The organism is Ilyomonas limi (assembly GCF_005233845.1).
Classification (GTDB): domain Bacteria; phylum Bacteroidota; class Bacteroidia; order Chitinophagales; family Chitinophagaceae; genus Ilyomonas; species Ilyomonas limi.
This window is the reverse complement of the sequence record NZ_SZQL01000008.1, coordinates 19024-43745: the sequence shown is the minus strand read 5'-3', so window position 1 is coordinate 43745 and position 24722 is coordinate 19024. Positions and strand designations below refer to the sequence as shown.

16 protein-coding genes are annotated in these 24722 nt (G+C 40.6%); 9 read left to right on the top strand and 7 right to left on the bottom strand.

Features of this window, described 5'->3' with window-relative positions; genetic code table 11:
* The first annotated feature begins 160 nt into the window (after nucleotides 1-160).
* Nucleotides 161-1483 carry an OmpA family protein gene (locus tag FC093_RS11370; protein ID WP_137261905.1) on the top strand — a complete coding sequence of 441 codons (1323 nt, stop codon included), beginning with the start codon at nucleotides 161-163 and terminating at the stop codon, nucleotides 1481-1483.
* Between the two features lie 351 nt (nucleotides 1484-1834).
* The gene (locus tag FC093_RS11365) at nucleotides 1835-2938 is read left to right on the top strand and encodes a M14 family metallopeptidase (protein ID WP_137261904.1); all 1104 of its coding nucleotides are present in this window, start codon (nucleotides 1835-1837) and stop codon (nucleotides 2936-2938) included.
* A 446-nt stretch (nucleotides 2939-3384) separates the two neighbouring features.
* Here FC093_RS11365 and FC093_RS11360 read toward each other — a convergent pair whose 3' ends face one another.
* From FC093_RS11360 to FC093_RS11350, 3 genes are all read right to left on the bottom strand, one after another.
* Nucleotides 3385-4569 carry an acyltransferase family protein gene (locus FC093_RS11360; RefSeq protein WP_137261903.1) on the bottom strand — a complete coding sequence of 395 codons (1185 nt, stop codon included), beginning with the start codon at nucleotides 4567-4569 and terminating at the stop codon, nucleotides 3385-3387.
* A gap of 291 nt (nucleotides 4570-4860) precedes the next feature.
* Nucleotides 4861-8040, bottom strand: a complete 3180-nt coding sequence (locus tag FC093_RS11355; protein ID WP_206106554.1) for a type ISP restriction/modification enzyme — start codon at nucleotides 8038-8040, stop codon at nucleotides 4861-4863.
* Between the two features lie 402 nt (nucleotides 8041-8442).
* Nucleotides 8443-8694 (bottom strand): hypothetical protein, encoded by a 252-nt coding sequence (locus FC093_RS11350; RefSeq protein ID WP_137261902.1) that lies wholly within the window; start codon nucleotides 8692-8694, stop codon nucleotides 8443-8445.
* A 258-nt stretch (nucleotides 8695-8952) separates the two neighbouring features.
* On the opposite strand from FC093_RS11350, the gene FC093_RS11345 reads away from it, so the two are divergent.
* Complete coding sequence (locus FC093_RS11345; RefSeq protein WP_206106553.1) at nucleotides 8953-10500, top strand: serine hydrolase domain-containing protein; 1548 nt, start codon at nucleotides 8953-8955, stop codon at nucleotides 10498-10500.
* Between the two features lie 229 nt (nucleotides 10501-10729).
* Here the strand turns inward: FC093_RS11345 and FC093_RS11340 are convergent, their stop codons facing one another.
* The 4 genes from FC093_RS11340 to FC093_RS11325 all read right to left on the bottom strand — a co-directional run bounded on the left by FC093_RS11340 (nucleotide 10730) and on the right by FC093_RS11325 (nucleotide 13007).
* Nucleotides 10730-11287, bottom strand: coding sequence for an HD domain-containing protein (locus FC093_RS11340; protein ID WP_240743270.1), 558 nt, complete (start codon nucleotides 11285-11287; stop codon nucleotides 10730-10732).
* 306 nt (nucleotides 11288-11593) lie between these two features.
* A complete protein-coding gene (locus FC093_RS11335; RefSeq protein ID WP_137261900.1) occupies nucleotides 11594-12019 on the bottom strand; it encodes a YrdB family protein in 426 nt (141 codons plus the stop codon).
* Between the two features lie 32 nt (nucleotides 12020-12051).
* Nucleotides 12052-12624, bottom strand: a complete 573-nt coding sequence (locus tag FC093_RS11330) for a hypothetical protein (RefSeq protein ID WP_137261899.1) — start codon at nucleotides 12622-12624, stop codon at nucleotides 12052-12054.
* Nucleotides 12624-13007 carry a hypothetical protein gene (locus FC093_RS11325; RefSeq protein ID WP_137261898.1) on the bottom strand — a complete coding sequence of 128 codons (384 nt, stop codon included), beginning with the start codon at nucleotides 13005-13007 and terminating at the stop codon, nucleotides 12624-12626. Before FC093_RS11325 ends, FC093_RS11330 begins: the two co-directional genes overlap by 1 nt.
* Nucleotides 13008-13649: 642 nt before the next feature.
* Here FC093_RS11325 and FC093_RS11320 point away from each other — a divergent pair.
* The 6 genes from FC093_RS11320 (at nucleotide 13650) to FC093_RS11295 (ending at nucleotide 24711) form a co-directional block, all read left to right on the top strand.
* On the top strand, nucleotides 13650-16709 hold the full coding sequence (locus tag FC093_RS11320) for a SusC/RagA family TonB-linked outer membrane protein (protein WP_137261897.1): 3060 nt from the start codon (nucleotides 13650-13652) through the stop codon (nucleotides 16707-16709).
* A 16-nt stretch (nucleotides 16710-16725) separates the two neighbouring features.
* Nucleotides 16726-18312, top strand: a complete 1587-nt coding sequence (locus FC093_RS11315) for a RagB/SusD family nutrient uptake outer membrane protein (protein WP_137261896.1) — start codon at nucleotides 16726-16728, stop codon at nucleotides 18310-18312.
* 514 nt (nucleotides 18313-18826) lie between these two features.
* Nucleotides 18827-19411, top strand: coding sequence for an exosortase/archaeosortase family protein (locus tag FC093_RS11310; RefSeq protein ID WP_137261895.1), 585 nt, complete (start codon nucleotides 18827-18829; stop codon nucleotides 19409-19411).
* 227 nt (nucleotides 19412-19638) lie between these two features.
* Complete coding sequence (locus tag FC093_RS11305) at nucleotides 19639-20478, top strand: polysaccharide biosynthesis/export family protein (RefSeq protein ID WP_137261894.1); 840 nt, start codon at nucleotides 19639-19641, stop codon at nucleotides 20476-20478.
* Between the two features lie 7 nt (nucleotides 20479-20485).
* On the top strand, nucleotides 20486-22849 hold the full coding sequence (locus tag FC093_RS11300; protein WP_137261893.1) for a GumC family protein: 2364 nt from the start codon (nucleotides 20486-20488) through the stop codon (nucleotides 22847-22849).
* A 317-nt stretch (nucleotides 22850-23166) separates the two neighbouring features.
* Nucleotides 23167-24711: a lipopolysaccharide biosynthesis protein gene (locus FC093_RS11295; protein ID WP_137261892.1), complete on the top strand. Its 1545-nt coding sequence runs from the start codon at nucleotides 23167-23169 to the stop codon at nucleotides 24709-24711.
* Nucleotides 24712-24722: the final 11 nt, after the last annotated feature.

Genomic DNA, 24722 nt, shown 5'->3' with positions numbered 1-24722 from the left:
ATACCGCATTGTGTGGGCATCGCATGTTTATGCTATTGAAACAGGGGTACGTGTGATGGTAGTTTTGCATCAGCAAATGAGAGAAAGGAACAAGAGGCAGGAATTGAACATCAGGAAATCATTACCATAAACAAGGATAAAAACAAGCAAACACCACCTTATGAAGAAAATATTTTTCGCTGCTATTTTAATGACCCTACCCTTTGCCATGCAGGCGCAACTTGGCAAATCGCTGCTCAACAAGGCTAAAAGCAAGGCGCAGCAGCGTGCAGATGCAAAGGTTGACCAGGCAATGGATAAAACACTGGATGCCGCAGAAAACAGTGTAAAAAAAGGTAAAAACAACACGAATACGAATGATGCTGTACCAGCTGCCGAGGATAACAATACAACAGCAACTGCCAGCGATGCGCCTAAAGAAGAAAAGCCTGCTGGCATCAAAGCCTACTCCAAATTTGATTTTGTGCCCGGTGATAAAGTGCTGTATGCCGAAGACTTTAACCAGGATGCCATAGGCGAACTGCCGCTTACCTGGAACTCCAGCGGCAAAGGCGAAATAATGACTATTGAAGGGGTAACAGGCAAGTGGGTGAGGGGCTATCAAAACAATACACTGCTGAGTGGTAACAAGAGCAAGTTTGGCGACAACTACACCGTGGAATTTGACCTTATTTATTATTTCAATCCCAAAGAAACAGGCTATGTAATGCCCAATATAGAGTTTGGACTATTCAGCAGCCGTGGTGAGGATAATGGCGATAACCGGTTTTTGAGAGAATATGATGATTATAACGATGTAGAAGTAAAAATTCATCCGAACAGGGAAGGTATTGCCAGTGTAGAAAGCAATCTGGACCATGCGAGAACCTTTGGCAGCGATAATGTAGAAGTGCCGGGCTTTATGAAGGCAATTAATAAACCGCTGCACTATGCTATACAGGTACAAAAAACAAGGTTCCGTATTTGGGTGAATGAAACGAAGATCTTTGATATACCACGCGGCGTGAACACCAAAGACACACTCAACCAGTTGTTCTTTAAAATGGAAGGCAGCAATTACAAAGACGATGAAATTGGTTATTATCTTACTAACATCAAAGTGGCTACCGGCGTACCCGATACAAGACACAAACTGATTGAAGAAGGTAAATTCAGTACAACGGGTATTCTCTTCGACTTTCAAAGTGCAACTATCAAACCCGAATCGTATGGTGTAATAAAAGACATAGCCAGTGTGCTGAAAGAAAACCCGACCGTTAAAGTAAAAATAGTAGGACATACCAGCAGTGATGGAGATTTAAACGCCAACATGGAACTATCTAAGCAAAGAGCTGCCGCCGTAAAGGATATGATGATAAAAGAATTTGGCATAGATGCAGCACACCTTGAAACAGAAGGTAAAGGACCTACGCAACCTGTAGCCGACAACAAAACGGCTGAAGGCAAAGCACAAAACAGGCGGGTAGAATTTATAAAACTGTAAATCTATATATACGTTTCACTCTAAACCCATTAAAGGCTTTTCAACCCTAAATCATCAATATTTAACCTTAAACCCGGTAAAAAGCTTTTTCAACACTAAAGACCTTAAACACTCAACTATAAACCCGTTAAAAAAGTTCTTTTCAACCCAAACCTTAAACAACAGCTTTTTTATCCTAAACCCTGAAAAGAACTTTAAACAGCAGACCTTAAACCCGGAAGACAATAACCCACAATAATAAAGAAGAGAAAGGCAGGATAGATTGTTTATTCTGCCTTTATTTTAAAACCAAAGCGCTTTTTATAACCCACTATAGATAAGCCATTGATTTATTAGCCCAAACCTTACAACATGCGAAAGATTGTAATCTTATTACTGATGACAGTTGCCTTAAGCGCTGCCGCCAACATCTCAACCAATAGCAGCGAAATATCCGCTAATAAAGACGATGCACCTACAGGCGAAAACAGTATTCCGGCCAATACCAACAGTGTTTTATCCGGTTCGTCGCTGGTGATAAAAAATATGCTGCAAAGCACTACTCCGGTAAAGGCGGTATTGGCTTACACCAGGCAATTACGTCCGCTGGATATTCATTATTTCCCCGGAATAAGTAACGAAAATGCGCTGGTAATTGGTGGCGTGCATGGCTCGGAATTGTCTTCTGTATCGGTGGCTAAGCAATTGATTGAATTGTTGTCGAAAGGTGATGTAAAGCCTTATTATAATGTAATTATTATTCCTTCTCTTTTCCCCGATAATGCGGCACTGGCAGCTACATATAAAAACGAAATTGGCAGTACCAGCAATATTGGCCGCTACAGCGATGCTTTTCATCCAGACCCTAACCGGCAAATGCCGCCGTTTGGCAAAGCGTTTAACGAAGACGAACCGGTTGATTTTGCAGGTCGCAGCATTGAAATGGAAAACCAGTTATTACTGCAGGTCATTCAACTATTTCGTCCTTCGCGCATAGCCAATGTACATGCCATCCGCGATAAAAACAGAGCAGGCATTTACGCCGATCCGCGTACCGACTGCAACGGCATTGCACAAGGTTTTGAGCAAGACAGCACCCTGGCTGTAAACATTGCTCAGTATATCTGTCGTCATAATGGTTGTGCACCCGGCAATCAACTGGCAAATTCATATACAGCGTTGTACTATTGCGATCCGGCTATTGCGCCGGTTGGTACCAAGCAGCCACGCAATATTCATGGCAGCTGGCTGGCAGGCAATCGCGGCTATGGCGTATCGCTTGGTGGCTGGGCAAGTACGGCAGTGTGTGAAGATGATACGTTGTTGAGCCGTCCGGCTATGACATTGCTGACGGTAGAATTTCCCGGTAACAAGCGCCCTGAAGATTATGATATGGCAAGTGAGAAAGAAGCCTGCGCACACAACGTAATGCAGTATGCCAAAGCACTGCAAGCGGTGTTTTTGATGGCGGAGTAGTAGCGGGATTATGTGAGATGCGTTTAATGTACACGCAGGCGAAGCAATCTGTGAATGGTGATATATCAGTAGCTGATTTTTCTTATCCCTTCATTTGTCTAAATGTTGCTTTGTATTACTTTTTGATGGTGGGTAATACAATTGTAGATGATAAGTGATTTTAACCCTGATTTACTTACCAAGCACAGATTGCTTTGTTGTGTGATTGCGGAAAGAATAAGCATATAGTAACCAAAATAAGTTGAAGAGGCAATGAGCAGGTGTTAAAGCTATCCCTCGTCATTGCGAGCGGAGCGAAGCAATCTGTGAATAGCTATAAATCATCATAGATGGCTTTGTTGGAATATTTATAACAAAGTTTAGCATTCATTATTACAGACTTATTTTGATCTTCCTACCACCCACAGATTGCTTCCTGCTTCGTGCCTCGCAGTCGCAATGACGACTCACACCCGCAAAAAGATTTTCTTTTTATACATAAAATAAAGGAACAGCCATTTAATACCTACATAGCACACTGCCATCACTACGGCATTGTACGGATTACCAATCCAATCGCCGAGCCAGCCAAAGAAACCGGTAGTTGTATATCCCCAATTGATAAAGTGGCCAGACAGGTAAATAAGTATCGAATTCATGCCAATCACGCGGAAGAAAAACGCCCAGCTTTGATAACCTTTTACATCAATAATATAATAAAAAAGAGATAATAGCAGCAAACTAATGCCGCCTACCTGCAATACAAAAGAGCTCGTCCACAGGTTTTTATTGATAGGAAAGTTTAAATTCCACAGTTGCGCAAGGAGGAGGAAGATAACGCCCGCAATAGCCAGCCACAAAGTTTTTCTTTCGCCGCTAATCGTTGTTTTCTTTAAAAGGTTACCCGCCATAATGCCCAGCAAGCCGGTGCCAATTGCGGGAATAGTAGAAAACAATCCTTCGGGGTCGTGAATGCCGAGGTAGAGTTTTCCGGGTAGTATAGTACGGTCAATATACGATGCAAAGTTGCCTTGCATGGTAAGGTCGCCGGGCGGAAAGCCGGGCGCTGATGCAAACTTCATAATGAGCCAATAGCCAATTAATAAAGCGCCAAACCATATTATTTGCGCGCGCTCTTTGGTGTAGAGATAAATGATGTTGGCAAACATATACGCCAGGCCAATACGCCCCAGTACGCTGGCAAAACGTATCTCCGAAATGGGTTTTAATTCCGTTAGTCCGTTGTTGTAAATAACGCCCAGCAGCACGAGTATCAATCCTCTTTTAATAACGCGCAACAGCAATTGCTGTCGGCTTTTACCCTTCTCCAGCTCGCGACCTATGGAGTAGGGTGTTGCCACCCCCGCCATGAATAAAAAAAGTGGAAAAATAAGGTCGTAAAAATGAAAGCCATTCCAGTCGGGGTGCGTGAGTTGGGTGGAGATAGCGCCCCAGAAAGGTGAGCCGGTGGCTTTGTACAGGTTGTGAAAAATTTCTTCGGCCCCCATGATCCAAAACATGTCGAAGCCGCGCAAGGCATCTAAAGAATACAGGCGTTGCTGCGGTGCGAAGGTGGTTTTGATTTTTACGGTTTTTACGCGTTCGGAGAGAGGCACAGCCTTAGCTTTGGCAGTGCCGGGCAAGCTATTCATATATGGCAATGTTTTATGGCTCTAAAGTAGGTGTTTTATATTTTAAAATTTAGCAATTGGGTAAAATAAAAGGATGGGTTGTTTGTAATGTGTTATTCGCGCGCCCGTCATTGCAAGCGGTAGCAAAGCAATCTGTGGGTAGCTATAAATCATCATAGATGGCTTAGCTGGAATATTTATAACAAAGTTTAACATGCATCATTAGAGGCTTATGTTGATTGTGCTACCACCCACAGATTGCTTCCTGCTTTGTGCCTCGCAGTCGCAATGACGGGCGGCGCAATGACGTTGTTACGGCATCTCCCCGATAATTTTTATTGTCTCCACACTTACGGTGCATACGCGCTGGAGTAAATTAATGACGTGTTCTTTATAATCGTGAAAATGATAGGTATTGAAATGTTCGGCAATAGTGGGATCACCTGGTTTCTTTTCTTTGTATTGATCGAGAATCCATTCGAGGGCGCTGCGGTTGCCGAGTTGGTAGTCCCAGGCAGTTGTTGGGATGTTGGATAAAGTGGTAATGGCATCTATGGCTATCTCACCACTTTCTTTGTTTGCTTTTAGTTTTGGCTTAAAAAAACTATCCAAGTTTACGCCTGCTTTCTGTTCAACGGCCGCATCATTTCTTTCCAAAGGATATGGCGCAACAGTTTCATAATGAATATGCAAGTCCATCAGCCTTTTGCCCCAGGCTGCCCATTGATGAAAGTTGTCGTACAGGGGAATGCGGGGAAACTCACGTTTTAAATTCAGTTCATATTTTTTGCGGTAAGCGGGATGGTGCAGTACGGCATATACATACTGAAAAATGGCTTCTTTACAAATGGTATTTGCCGGGGGAACATCCAGCAGAAACTCCGCTCTTAATTCACTGCTGCCTGCATAACATACCGGCGATGAAGGTTCGTTTTGACGATAATAATCGTTGAATAAATGGAGCGCCCAATCGGTGATGTTGTCTTGTTGTTGTCCTTCTTTGTTGTAGCGATAAAGTGGAAGACATTGTGATTTTTCAACAGTATGCCTCTCTGTTAATGTATCAAATGCAAGGCAATGGAATGGCTGTGTGAAACCAATTCCGGATATTGCAATTACTTTATTTGATTCATTTAAATTACTTGAAAACATTTCATAGTGAAAGTTTGTAAGCAAATAATTCAAATTTGAATCAGCATAAAAAAGCATTTTATTAAATGGACGAAAATGAGCTTTACGAATCTTTGATTTATCAAGCTCTATTTTAATCTTTCTTGAGAATAGATTTTTTAAATCCCTATTCCATTTGATAGAATTTATAACCTCTCCAGCGTTAACACTTTGATTAAATATATTGATGTAAAACTTTATTTTAGTTAGTAATGATTTCTCTGATAAATCAAACATCCACTCATCCCTACCCGTTTCAAGACCATTAGCAAATAATTTAAAAATAGCTTCCTTCTTTTTTCCTGCTTTTGCTTCTTTGTCAATCAACGGAACCAATTCTTCCCAATTATTTTCAGATTGATTAATCCAGTTATTATTTCTATCCGGTGTGATATTATCAAACTCGATATTCTCAATTTTATGCTCCGCAAACCAAGCCCACTTTTCTTCTTTTCGCCAATCATCATCTAATGCAATGTATTCAATGCGGCATGGGTGCGGCTTCAATTGCTTGTGTGTACTTTTTACCAAAAACATTACACAAACGCCGGTTTGAATACCAAATACATTATGCGTTGTGCCTGCAATTTTTGGATTTGCGCGTACATCGCTTTTAGTATCTATAATGTAAGCGTGGTCGTATTCATCCTGAATAATTTTTCTAAAACCATCCAATGCTCTTGCATCTATAAAACTTCTGTTAGTTACAAATGCAATAATGCCATTATCATTCAACCTATCCATTGCCCAGCGATAAAAGCGCGTGTACATATCGTACACCACAATCTGGTTTTGCGCTGTGCCTTGTTTTATATAAGAGTCTTTAATTCGTTTATCAATTTCTCTATAAGCTCTGTTGGCGTTCTGAAAATTATAATTCTCCTGCTTTGCATTATACGGCGGGTTGCCAATAATCACACTTATCCTGCGCTCGTTTTGCCTGCGGATGCGCTCGGCATTTTCGGCACTTACGCCAAACAAACTGCCTTGCTTGCCTGCCCAGTGAAAGCCGGTATTGTCCAGCGTATCCACAAAGCAGAGGTTGCTAAACTCTTCGTACTTGCCGGTCTTTTGCTTGTAGGTATATTCAATGTTGAGGTTGGCAATGTAATAGGGCAAAATGGCTACTTCGTTGGCGTGCAGTTCGTTCTTGTATTTGTTGGTCAGTTTGCCTACAGGCAGGTAATCTATAATGTCGCAAATAAACGTGCCGGTGCCGGTGGCAGGGTCAAGTATTTCCACATTTTTATCGCCGAGTGTTTTGCCAAAATGCTTGTGCAAGAGGTAGTCGGTGCTGCGTATCATAAAGTTCACAATCTCGTTGGGCGTATATACAATGCCGAGGCGGTCGGCAGCTTTGGGGTTGTAGCCTTTGTAAAAGTTTTCATAAACAATTTTCAAAAACTTTTGTTTTTCGTGGTGGTCGGCAATGGTAGCCGCACGCGCATTGATGGTATCGTAATAATGCTTGATGCTGCCGAGTGTATTGCGGCGCACATTGCCGGTAAAAAAGGTTTGAATAATGGTATTGAGTTCGCGGGCAATATTGTTTTCCTGGTGAAAGTGCGGCTCATCAAAAATGGTGTTGAAAATGTCGGCACTTAAGATGTGCTGAATCATCATTTCCTTTACATCATCAGCCGTAATATCGGGATTGATGGCTTCTTTGCACATGGCAAGGAAAGCCGCCTGTACCGCCTGCATGTCCTTGTTGCTTTTTTGTTCCGCTTCAATAATGCGGCGGATGGCTTCAGTAACCTTTGGAATGTCTTCTTTGAATTTTTCGATGGCTTCGCGAAAGTCGTGTACATCAGGGCGCTCGTACTGCAAAAAGCGCGTGAGAATATTATGCAATTGCTCATCATCGCGCATGTTTACACGCATCACTTCGCCGCCATGCTGGTAGAGAACGGCAATTTGCGAGTCTTCAAACAGGATGTTATCGGATGGATAGCCTTTGTTGAATTTCTTCTGAATTTCTTCGTCTATATCATCGCTTTCATCTTTGCTTTCCCAATAGCCCCAATCGTTACGGATATAGTCTTTGAGCGTGCCATCGGGCGTAATGATTTTGCCCCCTTTGTTTTTGGTAGAAATTTCGGCAATGAGCATGAGGTCTTTACTGCGCGCGTATTCATTCAGCAAATAATAAAATGCATTGCGGATAGCGGTTTCTTTTTTGCTGCCGCCGTATTGAATAATTTTTTCCAGTTCGTTTTGGTACTGTGTAATAGCATACAAACTCATGATGGTAGGTTTCTCTATAACCTGACAGGTTCTTGAACCTGCCAGGTTAGATAATACAGTTTTATTGTTGCTCAAACGTAGTATTATTTTGAGAGATAGGCAAGAAGTGTATGGTTGGGATGTTGATGATGATGGATGCTTGTTGTAAGCAGATGCTTTTGTATGGGAGGTGCGAGCATCGTTGGGGCGCCGGTGCAAGCGTCATTGCGGGTGCAGCGAAGCAATCTGCGGATGGTATTACAATCAGGATAATTATCCTGATTGATTCATAATAATGATATAACGTTTGAAGTAAGCTATCAATACTGGTTTACAGCTTAGCATAGATTGCCTTGCTCCGCCTGTAATGACGGGGTAGCAAAAGCGAGTACATTTTTCGCTGAATATCTGTAATAGCATACAAATGCTAACAATGCAATTAAGACATTGCTGCAAGGCGAAGTGTTGTACTTGTGTAATATGGTTGCTACATGCTGCCTATATAAAACTGTATTGTGCGATGGTATTGCCGCTGTAATCGTCTTTATAAATGACGTCCTTCAATGTTGGATGACTCGTTTGTGTTCCGTTTCTGTATAGTTCAATTTTTATTACATTTATATGTTCGGTAAACATGTTGTGATTTAGTTCATTTTCAATCCTGTTGTATTTATTGCCATCAGCCGTATGATACACAGTAAAAAAATCAGGCGTCAGAATCTCACGATGGTTAATGAAAATAGTTTGCATACAAATATGTATTTAATCCCGAAAATTGGTAAGTGATGTACATTCTAAAAAATCCTAAAGCATTAACAATGCCAAAGTGGTATTGGTTTGTTTTGGTTGTCTCACCGTGGGGAGCGGTCTCGCCAAACGAACTGCGGTTTAAAACATAGCTAAGCAATAGTGTAATCATAACAAATATAAACAGATACTTATTTAAAAAATATAGATTGTTCAATTTAATTATAGTTTATTTTCATTGCTATTTATTTTAAAATGCTTATGAAACAATCAGTCTTCTTTTTAGCAGCACTCCTGTTGCTGCAGGCGCCACTTTTTTCGCAAACAAAAACTTCATTACCACACAGCACACCCGAAGCGGAAGGTGTTTCGGCACGGGGTATTACCACTTTTTTAGATTCGGTGGCAAATAGCAAACACGAGTTTCACAGCTTTATGTTGCTGCGGCATGGCAAGGTGATAGCCGAGGGTTGGTGGAATCCTTATCGTGCCGATCTGAAGCACACATTGTATTCCTTAAGTAAAAGTTTTACGGCTACAGCAGTGGGTTTTGCAAAAGCAGAAGGCAAGCTTTCCTTAGATGATACAATCGTTTCCTTTTTCCCCGATCAACTGCCCGATACAGTAAGTCCTTATTTATCGCAACTAACGGTAAAGGATTTACTCACCATGTCGGTAGGGCAGGAGCCGGACCCTACGGGCGCTATTGTGCCGGATACGAATTGGGTACGTCGTTTTTTAGCCCTGCCCATTGCGCACCAGCCGGGCACTACCTTTTTGTACAATTCGATGGCTACGTTTATGCTATCTGCTATTGTGCAAAAAGTAACCGGCGAGAAAGTAATGGATTATTTAAAGCCAAGGTTATTTGAACCATTAGAGATTACAGGCATAGACTGGGAAACCAGTCCGAAAGGCATCAATACAGGTGGCTGGGGACTGCGGTTGAAAACAGAAGACATAGCGAAGTTTGCGCAGTTGTTTTTGCAAAAAGGTATATGGAATGGTAAACGAATTTTGCCGCAGGGCTGGGTAGAAGAAGCGAGTACGGCTAAGATTATTCAACATCCCGATTTGCCACAGGCTAAAAGGGATTCGAGCGATTGGGAGCAGGGGTACTGTTATCAAATGTGGCGCTGCCGCCACAATGCCTATCGTGGCGATGGTGCTTTTGGGCAATATGCCATTGTAATGCCCGAAGAAGATGCGGTAATTGCTATTACCTCGGAAACTGCAGATATGCAGGGCGAACTGAACCTCATCTGGAATATTTTGCTGCCGGCAATGCATAAAGGTAAATTGCCTGCCGATAAGGAGGCAGATGCCGTATTGCAACAAAAGCTGGCATCGCTGGCACTGCCTGTTCCGGAAAATCATCTTACTTCGGCGACATTAAAAAATATCAACGGAAAAACGTTTAACATAATGCCTAATGATAAACACATACAAACCCTGTCGTTTGATTTTAAGAACAACAAGTGCCTGCTAACAGTGAAAACAGATACTGCCACGTACAACTTAAGTTTTGGTGCAGGTAAATGGGAAAAGGGCGAAACCACTATGCGTGGGCCTTATTTAGTAAATGGCAATCATAGTCTTGCCGGATTGCCAGCCTTCAAGATTGCGGATGATTATACGTGGATGGATGATAATACATTGAAACTGGTAATGCGCTATATTGAAAGTCCGCATACAGAAACGATAACTTGTCATTTTGATGGCAAGGCGATAACCGTTGACCTGAAGCCCAGTTTTAATACCAATGCACCCGGTGCAATAGTTACGTTGAAGGGAGAGAGGAAAGAGTAGTAATTGTGCCGGTATAGTAGTATAATGTTTGTAATGCGTTGGATGTTTGGAAGTATGATATAAACGTCATTACGAGCGTGAACGAAGCAGTCTGTGGATGGTAGTACAATCAAGATATGCTATTTAAGTTGTTTCACCTGGCAGGTTCGGTTATCATAAAGTTCAACCAAGCTATCAGTATTGATTTAAGGCTACCCACAGATTGCTTCGTGCCTCGCAATGACGGGAGCTAAAGTTGCAGCATACAATTGTTTATTACCTGTTGTGCTTTTTGGTATAAAGCCGGATTTCCTTTGGTTATTTTATGTAATAAGGCACGGTATTCAGGAATGAACCTTTTTGCAAAATCAGGATCTTTTTGGGTTATCTCCGGTGCATTATCTATAATATCAGCATACTTGATCGTTTGTGCTTCTGCACTCACTTTTTCCAGCCGCTCTGCTTCTTTTCGTTTGCGCTTTTTACGGTTCCATGTTGGGTAGTTTTCTTTTATATACACATCGGTCAATTCTTCTACCAGTTGTACGGTTTTGATTGCTTCTTCCCCGGTCATGCGTTGTAATAAAAATGCTTTTAATTCTTCTTTCGTAACCGGTGTATCTTCCAACACATCGTGCAAAAGTGCTGCCGCTAATACTGCTATATCCTGGGTGTAATCTTTACAGGTTCGCATCACCCGTACCGGATGAACAATGTATCGCTCGGGCGTGTATTTGCGCATTTGATTGCCATGCGCTGTATCGGCAAATACAGTTATTTCGGTGAGTAAAGCATCGGTATCCATCATTTATTTTTTCATGTAAAAATTGTTATACGAAAATGCAATTTCAAAATTGTAACAAAAGATGCAATATGTGCCTTATGCACCCATCTGCACTGTGTAATTTAACTCTAAGAAAACATACGTATGACCGGGCTTGTCTTTGTTTTGAAAATACATAACTGAAGAGTGTCGTTACGCAAATGACAAGGTGTATAAAGTAAGGATTGAAAGTGGCAAAATAATACAAACTGTTTTGGCTGCAACACTTAATCAATAAGAATTTACTACACCTTGTGTCAACTACTGTAACATCACTGTTTCAACAACCAGCTAATGCGGTCGTAAGAAATAAGATAATGAAGGATGGAAACAATGATGAACAGGTATGCCCATGTATCCATTTGTAATTGAAAAAGCAGATAAGCTGCCGAAACAAAGATAATGAAGGATGGAAACAATGATGAACAGGTATGCCCATGTATCCATTTGTAATTGAAAAAGCAGATAAGCTGCCGAAACAAAAAGCAATGCCTCGTACAACAACCTGAGCCAGCCTGGTATAGCTACCATTGCTTTACCAGGATCTCCTTCTACCCTGCAAACGCCCCAAATAGCAGCAATTACCAACGGCAATCCTATACCGATAACATACTTGCTGATGCCCATAAACCTGCTTAAGCCCCAGTAAGCAAAAATAATGAGCAGGATAATTTCTAATACAAAGCGGAGTCCTAAGTTTAAAGGATGGTTATTCATGTTAAGCGGCTACAAAGAAAACAGGTTTAGTCTTATTTGGCAATCAGAAAAACCAGTGCTGCTGCACCAATCCCGACGGTGAAAGCACCAATAGCTATTTTAAATTTCTGCCGGTTTTCCTGTTTTAATTTGCTCAACGAATCGTTTAATAATGCTTTTACATTGTTCAGCTCACTCGTAGCGCTGGATAAGGATTGGTTAATGATATTGATATTCGTGTCGGTTCTTTTAACAAAGCTGGTCGTATTGCCCACCAGGCTGTCGAAGCTGCCTCTTAACTGTTGATAATACATTTCTTTTGATTGCAGCATACTGTCCTGCAGGTCAATCAAAGCACTATAATTTGCCAAAAGGCTGCTCAGTTCGGGATTGCCACTTTGAACGCTTTTATAATTGTTTTGCAGCAGCTTAAATGTTCTGCCATTCAGGATGTATGCTGTATCGTAGTTTATAAATAGTGTATCACCCCTTAATACCGCATACGAGTGCAGTCCGGTAGAATCGGTTATTTGAATGATGTTGTGCTGGGAAAAACATACGGAGTACTGCAACATGCTAACGAAAAACAGTCCTATCAGAAGCAGCAATTTATTGGTAAGCATCATTATCTGTTTTTTAATACTATTACGTCAATACCGGGGAGGCTGTCTGTTGAGAGCCGTGGTTTGCTTTGTTTTATTTTATTCTTCAGTTCGGCTGCCCTGCTTTCATTTCTTGCTTCTTCCACTCTTTTAGCGGCATCATTCACTGCCACCTGAGCTTGTATTTGGGTGAGGTGAGATTGTAGATTAATCATATCCGACTTAATGGAATCGAGCTTGCTTTGTGAATACTGCAATTCATTAAGCGCCGAATCGGTGCCGCGCTTTGCCTGCTGTAGATCATTCCTGATGTCTTTCATGCTGCTGTTGCCGAATAGCATTACAATGAAATTGATAAGGACAATGCCCAGTATAACAAACAAAATAATCTTAACTGACTTTTCCATTATGAATGATAATAAATGGTGTACGAATGTTTAAACAGCAGTTATAATCAGTGCAGCTTTCATGAGGCATCTGATGTTTTAAAGGTTGATATAAAAATAATTCAATTTTAGATAAAAAGAACTAATTTTTTGTGTTAGCATAATTTGCTGTTCGCGCCTCCTTAAAAGATGGTGCAATACTATTTAAACAGCGTAACAAACAGTGTGTTTTACGCAAAGCTCATAAGCTATAACATTGTATATGTAAACCTAAGTAAAAGTGGTATAAAACGGTGCTTTCAAAACAAATAAATACAATGCTTTACCTGGCTAAAACAGGTGTGGAAAGTGAAGAATATTGAAGCAATTTGGTAGCTGTTTCTTGCTGTACATCTACCTGCAGGAGTTATTGCTACTTTCAAAACTTATAGTTAGATTTGTTATGTACGCCACGATTGCCAATAATAATTGCATTGTCCTAATTATCCTGCTATGAGAAATGCTTCCAAACAAGCCCATTCATTTTCATATCAGCACGCTTATGTTTTCACCCGGAAAAACATTGCTTCGGATCAGAAAATCGATACTTTTTTAGACACCCTTAATACGGCTAAATAGTAAAAAACTAATGCTACACATTTATACAACGAAACACCTTGCTTTATGAAAAAAGCCAACACACAAGTGACCCAACAATTAAGATGGTTGCAAATTGTACTGCTACTATTATTGCAGCTTCCGGTACTGGCGCAGGAAGGTACTGCAACGCTTACCGGAACGGTACTTAATGAAAAAGGCGACCCTCTGCCCGGCGTTTCTGTATTGGCTGCCAGCGCCTCGGGCGGCGAACGATTTACTACCATTACCAATACACAAGGCGTGTTTACCTTCCAGCGGTTGAAGGTGGGCAGCACGTATTCTATCACCTCTTCGTATGTAGGTTACGAAACAAATGTGGTGAACACATTTACTGTAAAATCCGGTAACAACTCTTTGCTTGTAAAGATGGCGGCAAACAGTAATGTACTCGATCAGGTGGTAGTGATTGGTTATGGCACACAAAAGCGCGAAACGGTTACAGGTGCCATTTCCACCGTTACCGCAAAGGATTTCAACAGTGGGTTGATTAATGATCCGCTTACGTTAATTGCCGGTAAAGTGGCTGGTTTGTCTTTAAGTAATACCAACAGAGCCGACCCGAATGCCGGCATTGATTTTTCTTTACGCGGGCCGGCAACAATTACAGGTAATAATGCGCAGCCATTAGTGGTAATTGATGGTGTACCAGGTGGAAATTTGCAAACGATCGCCCCCAACGACATTGCTTCCATTGACATATTGAAAGATGGATCGGCAGCTTCTATTTATGGGTCTCGTGCAACGGCAGGTGTTATTATTATTACTACCAAAAGGGGCAGGCCTGGTACTGTAAAGGTGAACTACAGTGGTTATGTTACCACATCGTCTATCGCTAAAAAATACGATGTGCTCAATGCAGCACAATATAAAGCCTTCGGAGCGCAAATTGGGGCTGATATAGATGACCAGGGCGGCAATACGGATTGGTTTGATGCCGTAACCAGAACACCGGTTAGCCACTCGCACAATGTGTCTGTAAGTGGTGGCAATGAAAAAACCAACTACTATGCTGCGGTCAATTACCGCAACATTCAGGGCATTGACCTAAGATCTAATAGGGATTTTGTAAATGCTACTTTCCGGTTGAACACAAAAGCGTTGAATGACAAGCTTGACTTTGGATTGACCGTAGTAAACTCTTTTAGCAAAAGAGATTTTGCCAACTATGGTGCTATTGCACAATCGCTCAATATGAATCCTACCTATCCAATATACAATGAGAATGGCACTTATTTTCAAAACGATGTGCCTTTTCATTTGCAGTGGAACCCGGTAGCAAACATTTATCAGAATTCGTTTAACACCAAAGAGCGTAATTTTTTAGGAACGGCTAATGCTGCTTATCATATTCTTCCCTCATTAACTGCATCAGTTACTTATTCGTTAATCGAGAATGCTACTTTGAGTGGCTCATTTTCAGATGTAGATGAATTTTTCCAAATCATTAATGGCACCAACGGGCAAGCTTCCCGGTCTGAAAATAACGAGACGAATAATGTGTTGGAAGCAACGCTTGGTTATGATAACACTTTTGGCGATCATCACCTGAATGTAATAGCTGGCTATTCTTACCAGGACATCTTCAATGAAGGTTTCAATGCAGGAAACAATAGTTTTATCTCCAATGCTACTTCCTATTACAATCTTGGATCAGGTGGTGCCTTAAGTGCGCTTGATCCCAACTTCAACAGGAGCGGTCTTGCCGTAGGTAGTTATGGAAATGAAAGAACAATCCTCGCTTTTTTTGGCAGAGCCATATACGATTATAAGCAGAAATATTTGTTGAACGTTAGTATAAGAAGAGAAGGTGCATCGGTGTTGGGCGCCAATCAAAAATGGGGCAATTTTCCCGGTGTTTCTGCCGGTTGGGTGTTAAGCAGAGAAAACTTCTTAGCCAATTCGGCTGCCATTAAGTTCCTTAAACTGCGTGCCGGATATGGTATAACTGGCAACCAGGGTGCGTTGGTGCCTTACCAGTCGTTGCAAACTATACTTCCTTTTTTTACAGGTACGCAAAATGGCTATATCGGCACGCCAGATGGCGGTACATGGGTTTTGCCGTATGGACCAGCTACCAATGCCAACCCATTGTTGGAATGGGAAACAAAAGCCGAAGTAAACATAGGTGTTGATTTCGGCTTGTTTAAAGACAACTGGCTGAGTGGCTCAATAGATGTTTACGACAGAAAAATAAAGCACCTGATAGGCAACTACAGCGCGCAACTACCTCCGTATATTATTCCAAATATTTATGCCAATGCAGGTACGATGAGTAATAAAGGAATTGAAGTTTTATTGAATGCAAAACTCATCAATACCAAGAAGTTTAACTGGAATCTTACTGCAACGGCTGCTTATAATAAAAATAAAATACTTTCTGTAAGTAGCAACCAATTCTTTGGGTCAGCCATTGATATTACTCGGGTAGCCGAGGGGATTGCTATACAAAGATTGGCGCCGGGGCAGCCGGTAGCTGTTTTTTACGGACCAGTATTTGGCGGATTAACAGACGAAGGTAAATGGCAGTTTTTAGATAAAGAAGGTAAAACCATTTCGCAGGATGACCTTGGGCCGGATGATTATGCTTATCTTGGAAACAGCATACCAAAATATACCTATGGTCTTACCAACAATTTTGGCCTCGCAGGATTTGATTTATCTATATTACTGAAAGGCGCTGCAGGCTTTAAAGCAGTAAATGCTAAAAGAATATTTCACGAAAATGCGACCTTTTACTCCAGGAACAACCTGTTTACTTCTGTACTTAATACAAAGCTTAACGATGCGCCTTTATTTTCAAGTTATTACATTGAAAACGGTGCATACCTGAAGGCTGAAAATGTGAGCTTAGGTTATACACTTCCCATAAAACGTTCTACTTACATTCAGAATGTTCATTTTTATTTTACTGCATCCAACCTGTTTACCATTACCGGCTTTTCGGGTACCGATCCTGAGTTGCAGGTAAACTATTATCCTGCCGATCCCAATTCAGAAACAGACAATGGACCTGGGTTAGAATCAAATTACAGCTACTACCCCAACACGCGTAATTACACATTTGGTGTAGATATTAATTTTTAGTTTTTAAACGAATACTATGAAAAAGATACTGTCTCATACATCTATATTCCTCTTGCTTATTGCAGTGATTTTGTGTTTTAATAATTGCACAAAGAAATTAACAGAGAAAGTATATAGCGAAAACACGCCCGGTAATTTTTATCAGACTGCCAACCAGGTGGTAGCTGCTTATGTATTGCCATACAGCTTTTTGCAGACACATATTTACCAGGTGCATTTTCAGGTAACAGAATTTACAACCGATGAGGCTTGTGTACCGGTGTTGTTTGGTTATATTGATCAGGAAGGTCAATGGATACGGCTGCACAAGCATACATGGGCTGCACAGGACGCATGGATACTTGCAGAATGGCAGAACATGTTTCAGGCAATTGGCTACTGTAACAACTTTATTGATAACATACAGAATGTAGATGTAAGTACTATGAGCCTGCCGGTGAGCAAAGAGCAGATGATTGCCGAAGCAAGAATGGTACGGGCACTACATTATTATTGGGCATGGAGCGACTTTGGCAACATCCCAATTGTTGAGCATGTGGGCGGTGCCAATCCTACCAACAATACAGCAGCAGATGTATTTAAATTTATAGAAAAGGAAATTAAGGAAAGTATTCCTGCTTTAAGTGAAAAAGGCGATGACAACTGGTATGGGCATTTTACTAAAACAGCAGCATATGCATTACTCGCCAAACTCTATTTGAATGCACAATCGGTGACAGGTGAAGACCATTACCAGGATTGTTTGGATGCTTGTAATTATATTATCAGCTCCAACAAGTACGAACTGGATGCACATTGGAATGATCCTTTTCGTGTGCATAACGAAAACAGCAATGAAAATATTTATGTTGTTCCTTTTGATGCAAACAATGCACAAAATTTCAATTTTATTGAACAGAACATTCATGAGAATATTATCAATGCCAGGTATTCTGAAGATCATTCGGTATGGTATGGCTGGCGCAAAATCAGTACAGAAGCATCTTTCTACAACCTGTATTCAAAAAAAGACGCGCGTATCAATCAATGGATAGTTGGTCCGCAAACGTATGTGGATGAAAACGGCGATACGCAGCCCATTTACAACTGGAGTGATGAGGAAATGGTGATAACACCGGAAATTGGTGATCTGATGGATGCAAATGATAACGAGGGTGTAATGAATATAAAATATGAGATTGAACAGAATTTTGGCAACTATGGTGTCAATGGATTTGTAAATATGAACAACGATATGGTTGTTTTCAGATATGCTGATATTTTGTACATGAAGGCAGAATGTTTAATGCGGTTAAACGGTGGCGCTGCTACACAGGAAGCTGTTGATTTGGTTAACCAGGTTAGAAAAAGAAATTTTTCTGCAAGCGATTTCGATAAAGAAAAATATACCACTGCTTCCTTAACACTGGATGAACTACTGAATGAGCGTGGTCGCGAATTTGCGTATGAGATGTTCCGCCGGGAAGATTTAATTCGTTTTGGAAAGTTTCAGGACGCATGGTGGGCAAAAGAACAGGATCCTGATAAACATTATGAATTATTCCCGATACCATTTACTGTTATCACAGCCAATCCGGCATTACAGCAAAACCAGGGATATTAATGCCGGGTTTAGTATAAGTTGCAGGCATTACACTACGAGCTATGGTTTAGAGAGCAGGTATGTTACTTATACCATTTCGAGGTAGATAGTCCGGTTAACCGGTAGAGATAAATCAGTTGCATAATCTTATTAATCTGCCGAACTCAATTTGAAAATGATATAATAATTATACAGCCGGCTAAATTATCTTCTGATTTCTGCGGGAACCCGCCGGTACCACCCCATTTTGGATGATATTGCAGCATCCGGAATGGGGTGCTTTATGCTAAGCAGGGTTGATAAACAATGTACTTAATTTAAAATGAAGTACGCTTTACACCATGCGGCCGGAATCGCGGGGCCTCGAACCAGCCTTGCTGTTGCGACTATGGTGCTAAAGATGTCGCAGGCTTACAGATTAACTGTTTAACAGCTATATTTAATCTTTTGGCCGCCTGTATGCCAGTATTTTAAAGGCTTTTTAAAGACAGCCATTAACGGGTATGCTTATTTTTGTACCATAAATCCAATTTCGTTGACAATAAGGCCACTCGATATTTTTGGTAAAGGAAACTTCAATACCATTCAGTTCCTCGCCGTTTTTGCGCTGCTCTCTTTTGCTTTCTATGCATACATAGGAGTAACAGTGCCGGGCGGAAAGATTTATTTCCCGGTATTAGCGCATTATTTTGATGTGGTTAGCTGGTTTGCCGCATTGCTGGCACATGGGGCAGGTGCGCTGCTTACTCTTTTGGGTTATGCTGTTAAATATACCTATCCTGCACGGCTTTCATTTGCCACCGGCGGTGGCGGAGTGTCTATTGGCTACTCTTGCCTGGGTGTGCAAATAATGGCATTTTGGATAGCTTTTGTAACTGCACATACTGCCGCGGCATGGTATAAAATGAAATGGATGGCGGGGGGAGTTGCTGCAATTGTTCTTTTAAATATGATGCGTATTGCCTTGGTAAGCTTAGCTACCCACAACCATTATATATCCATTTTACCATTTGACCATCATACCTGTTTTAATATCTGTGCGTATATCGTTGTTTTTATTTTACTGTATTATTTTATCAGGTCAAATAACAAGCAGCAAACGCAGGCGATTATTGCCTGAAACCGGAGATGGGCTGGCTTTTATATAAATTTAAAATACCCTTCTATAAAGAAGGCAGATAAAAAATAGCAGCATTTACATTATTAAATAACAATATTCATTATATATTAATAGTTAACATAAAATCCAATTAATTTTCATTACATTTTAAGTTACTCATTGTATTTGAAATAATATCACGCCTCGTTTATCGAATACATTTAATTACCCAATTGAAAACATAACTGATGCCTAGTTTATTTGTACGAGCCCTTGGTTTGCTGCTACTGCCGGCTATATGTATTTTATCTTTATCTTCCTGTACTACTTACAGGAGCGTGCCCTATTTTCACGATTTGCCGGATACCGCACGTCCTACTTTAGCCAAAACAATGCCTTTTAAAAACCCCGTGATACAACCCGATGATGTGCTGACTATTACCATACAAACCATAGACAATAATGTGTCTGCCCTGCTGAACAGTGCCAATACGGTAAATGGTGTAACGGCTGCAGTACCGGTTAGTGCTACAACAGTAGGCATTGGCGGATTGGGACAGCAGGCAATCAACGGCTATCTGGTAGATAAGGACGGCTATGTAGAACTGTCTTTTGTAGGTAAAGTAAAGGTTGGTGGTCTGACTACTGCGCAGGCACAGGATAAGATAAGGGCAGAAGTGGATAAATATTTTAATAACCCCGTAGTAAATGTGCGGTATGCCAATTTTAAAATTACCGTATTGGGCGAAGTAGCCCGCCCGTCTTCTTATGTAATGCCGAATGAAAAGGTAACCATTTTTGATGCGTTGGGCATGGCTGGCGACCTTACCATTTTTGGCAAAAGAGAAAATGTGCTGCTGCTTAGAGATAGTTCTTCCACTGATAACCGGGAAATGGTAAGACTTAACCTTAACTCTAAAGGCATTGTTAGCTCGCCTTATTTCTACTTAAAACCAAACGATATTATTTACGTAGAGCCAAGTAAATACAAAATCGCGAGTGTAGATGCAGTGAGAACAAGAAACATAACAATTTTAACCTCCGTGCTTTCATTCGCAGTCATTATTGTTTCACGCATTAATTTTTAGTGAGTAAATGGATCAGCAATCTTATACAGAAGACCAACGCGAAACCTCTTTTAACAGTAAAAAGTTTATCGGGCAAGTTATTGATTATTGGTACTTGTTTGTTATATGCATTTCCATCGCCGTAGCGGTGGCCTGGCTTAAAGTACATTATGCTACGCCTATGTACCGGGTAAATGCACAAGTGCTGATAAAAGACGATAAAAACGGTGCTACGCAGGGCTTGGCCGGAAGTGCCGATGGAATGGCTTTCAGCTCGCTTTTTAATATGAAAAGCAACGTGTACAATGAACTGGCTATTTTGCAAACGTTAGATTTGTACAAGAAGGTAGTAGATGAGATGAGCTTAAATATCTCTTATTACCATAAAGGGAATGTAAGGGAAGTAGAACTGTATAACTCCAGTCCTGTTAATGTGTATTACCGGTCAGTTGATAATACCTTCAATCCATCTTCTTTTACCATTAATTTTCAAAAAGATAACGGGTTTATTCTCCATTTTGGCGACAGTACGGTAGCCGGACATTTTAATGATTCGCTGCGCATTGGTAAAAAAGTTTATTTCCTTACGCGTACTGCAAACCCTTTCAATTATAGTGATACTTATATTGTATCCATCAATAATCCTGATTACACTACAGCAGGTTTAGCCAGTAATCTTTCTGCCAAACTTATGGATGTTAAAGCTACTGTTATCAACTTAAGCTATAACACCAACATCCCCGACAAAGGAGTAGAAGTGCTGAGCAATGTGATGAATGCTTATATCCAGCGGGATTTGAATGAAAAGAATAAGATTTCTGACAGCACATTGCAGTTTATCAACAACAGAATTGCCTTGGTAGGTACCGATTTGAGTGGTATTGAAACGGATATACAACAATTTAAACAGAGGAACAGAATAGCTGATTTCTCGGCACAGTCGCAACAATTAATACAGAACAGCAGTGCTTATCTTCAACAGGGAAACGACTTACAGGTAAAGATGCAAGTGGTACAAACCATGATTGACTATATTAAACAGGAGACGAATAACCGGCGCCCGGTACCTTCTTTAATATCCAACGATCCTACTTTTCTTGCATTGGTAGATAAGTATAACACCTTGCAAATACAGCGCGACCGACTACTGCTTTCTGTAAAAGAGACCAATCCTGTTATTGCAAATCTGGATACCCAAATTCAGAATTTACGGTTGGATATGCTTAAAAGCCTGCAAAACCAGCAGGAATCCTTACTCATTGCCAATAAACAATTAAAGGTACAAAACAGCCAGGTAGACAATTTAATCAGCAGTGTACCGCAGAAAGAACGGCAATTTCTCGATATCTCAAGGCAGCAGGATGTGAAGCAGGCGTTGTATTCTTTCTTGTTGCAAAAGAAGGAAGAAACTGCTATTGCTAAAGCTTCGAATGTATCCAATGCCACTATTATTCAATCTGCCAGGGCGGATGTATTACCTTATTTTCCGCAAAAATCAACTACCCTTTTATTAGGTGTTTTAATTGGTCTTGCGTTGCCAACCGGCTTTATTATATTGAAGTCTTATGTAAACAACAAAATTCAGAATAGAGATGATGTAGCTGCTGTAAGTCCGGTTACGGTGATTGCAGAAATCGGGCATAGCAAGTCTTCAGGTTTTATCTCTTTGCAAGAGGAAGGCAGGTCGCTCATTGCAGAACAGTTCAGAGTATTCCGTACCAATTTGGAATTTACTAATCCCGGTAAAAAAACTTCTACCGTGCTGTTTACTTCCAGTGTAAGTGGTGAAGGGAAATCTTTTATCGTAGCCAACCTGGGTCAGATATATGCTATTGCGGGTAAAAAAGTGCTGATTATGGAAATGGACCTGCGAAAGCCTAAGCTGAGCAAAATGTTGAATTTATCCTCCGCTGAAGGCTTTACTAATTTGATTACTTCCGACAAGCCGGTATCAGAATTATTGGTGCCCATTGCTGTGCAGCACAATACCATGTATTTGCTGCCAAGCGGGCCTATTCCTCCAAATCCGGCAGAGCTGTTACTATCGGGTCGCATGGACGAAATAATGGCAGAGCTTAAAAACAATTTTGATGTTATTCTGATAGATACTGCGCCCATAGGTGCTGTTACTGATGCAGTCATTCTTGGAAAATATGCCGATGTTTCCATGTACATAGTGCGGCAGAATGTTACGCGGATAAACAGTTTACACATTTTAAACGAATCACTTGTTGATTCAAAGTTGCCATCTCCGTATGTTGTTTTTAATGATGTTCGTTTGAAGACATCCGACAGATATGGCTATGGATATAGATATGGTTACGGATATGAGTATTCGTCGGAAGTGAAGGGAAAGAAGAAGGTTTTTCAATTGGCAGTTAAAGGCAAATAGGTGATTGTGTGCAGATATTATTTTATATTATAAACCCCGAAGGATTCTTACTAAAACTTGCGAGTTAGAGTATCCTGGATTTAGTAAATGCAATCATTTTGAATTTATCGCATGATTAGTTACCTCAAACTCTTTGTATGTATGGGTTTATATTTAGCGATCACATTATTTGCATATTTAGTCAGTTTCTTTATTGAGAGACACTTTACAAGGACTACATAAAGAATGGCATTATTAGTTAATAAATAACTGGATCGAATACTACAAGTAGTATTTAATAATATTTGGAACTAAGAAGTAAATGATCAATATAAGTAATGTCAACAGTTAAGAGATTGATATCTGGCAGTGCAGCTTCCTGGGTGAGAATAGCAGTAACAATGGTAACGCAGTTAGCATTGGTGCCTGTGTATTTGTCACACTGGTCGGTGGAGTTATATGGCGTCTGGATAGCTATTCAGGCATTAGTAAATATATTGACGACGTTAGATAGGGGATTTTTGGATTATTTAGAATATGAATTTCTGAAAATAGGAACAAACAATAGAAAAGAAACGGGAGATTATTTATGGTCTGGGCTACTGGTGATTTTAATAGCAGGAATTATTGAGATGCTTGTAATTACAGCATTTTCACTCTCTCCTATTTTAATCTCGTTTTTAAACGAAGGAAAAAGTGAAAGTCAGGAGTTATGGACACAGGCTGGATATGTGCTAGTAATGCAATGCATAAGCTGGTTCTTTTGCTATAATATTACCGGACTCTTTTTCAGAGCTTTGTCGGCATTCGGATACTTTCCGCGGCTTAGTTGGTGGAATGTTGCAGTTTCTACTGTAGCATCTGTAGCTCCGGTTCTCGCAGTCATTAACGGTGCCAGTTTGCTTACTGCAGGTATTTGGGCTACTATGGGAATGATTATAATAACAGTGCCGCAATATTTTGATATCTACAAATTACTTAAAAAGGAATGCATACCTAATACCAAAGGACGATTAAAAATAGGTATGCAGAATTATATTAAATCTTTAGCCTTATCGGGCAGGTACTTTTTAGAAAACTTTAGGCAACAAGGCGTTCGGCTCATTTTAGCTCCTTTATCAGGCGCTGCAGGATTGGCCAGCTTTGCTACTATGCGAACCGGCGCCAATGTTGCACTGCAAGGATTGACAACTATAACAAATCCGTTAATGCCTGAACTAATGCGATTTCTAAACCAGAAAGCGCAACAAAAAACAGAGGCAGCATTCGGCACCGTATGGTTAGTGCTTGTAGGAGGTCTTGCTCCTGCCGTTGTGCTGCTGCAAGCTATTGCACCCCCCTTATTTACTATATGGACAAAGGGGCAAATTGACTTCAATCCACTCTTATTTGCGTCATTGTCACTCGGTGTTTTGGTATATGCTTTAGCGCAACCAGCCATAGCAGTCGTTGTAGGTAATAACTTATTGAAATCGCAGATGATTGTATCTATAGCCTCTTCTCTTACTGTGCTATGTAGTTTACTAATATTAGTTCCACTGTTAAACATGCTCGGAGCAGGCATAGGACTTTTGATAGCTGAAATTATAGCAGCAGCAGGATTTAGGAAGTATGCTAAAAAGTGGTTGGAGCAAAATTCACTCTATTGGCCATCAGAACCGGCGAAAATAGCAAGTATTTCTGTTTGGGTATCAGCCAGTGGGATGCTCCTTATGATATACCTACCTGCAATAAAATATGTCGTATTGATACTAACGGTGGTTACTTTATTCTGGAATGTAAGACGTTATTGGAAAAACATGCCACGTATTGCGAAGGACAAGGTAGCATCTATATCAGCAAGATTGTTTTTTTTAAAAAAGCTAAAGTTAGCAGTGCACTAAAACTAATTATT

Coding starts and splice junctions, on each gene's coding strand:
- FC093_RS11345 (WP_206106553.1), top strand. CDS start 8,953: ATGAAACAATCAGTCTTCTTTTTAGCAGCACTCCTGTTGCTGCAGGCG.
- FC093_RS11335 (WP_137261900.1), bottom strand. CDS start 12,019: ATGAATAACCATCCTTTAAACTTAGGACTCCGCTTTGTATTAGAAATT.
- FC093_RS11330 (WP_137261899.1), bottom strand. CDS start 12,624: ATGATGCTTACCAATAAATTGCTGCTTCTGATAGGACTGTTTTTCGTT.
- FC093_RS11295 (WP_137261892.1), top strand. CDS start 23,167: ATGTCAACAGTTAAGAGATTGATATCTGGCAGTGCAGCTTCCTGGGTG.
- FC093_RS11350 (WP_137261902.1), bottom strand. CDS start 8,694: ATGCAAACTATTTTCATTAACCATCGTGAGATTCTGACGCCTGATTTT.
- FC093_RS11360 (WP_137261903.1), bottom strand. CDS start 4,569: ATGAATAGCTTGCCCGGCACTGCCAAAGCTAAGGCTGTGCCTCTCTCC.
- FC093_RS11305 (WP_137261894.1), top strand. CDS start 19,639: ATGCCTAGTTTATTTGTACGAGCCCTTGGTTTGCTGCTACTGCCGGCT.
- FC093_RS11320 (WP_137261897.1), top strand. CDS start 13,650: ATGAAAAAAGCCAACACACAAGTGACCCAACAATTAAGATGGTTGCAA.
- FC093_RS11325 (WP_137261898.1), bottom strand. CDS start 13,007: ATGGAAAAGTCAGTTAAGATTATTTTGTTTGTTATACTGGGCATTGTC.
- FC093_RS11365 (WP_137261904.1), top strand. CDS start 1,835: ATGCGAAAGATTGTAATCTTATTACTGATGACAGTTGCCTTAAGCGCT.
- FC093_RS11300 (WP_137261893.1), top strand. CDS start 20,486: ATGGATCAGCAATCTTATACAGAAGACCAACGCGAAACCTCTTTTAAC.
- FC093_RS11340 (WP_240743270.1), bottom strand. CDS start 11,287: ATGATGGATACCGATGCTTTACTCACCGAAATAACTGTATTTGCCGAT.
- FC093_RS11370 (WP_137261905.1), top strand. CDS start 161: ATGAAGAAAATATTTTTCGCTGCTATTTTAATGACCCTACCCTTTGCC.
- FC093_RS11315 (WP_137261896.1), top strand. CDS start 16,726: ATGAAAAAGATACTGTCTCATACATCTATATTCCTCTTGCTTATTGCA.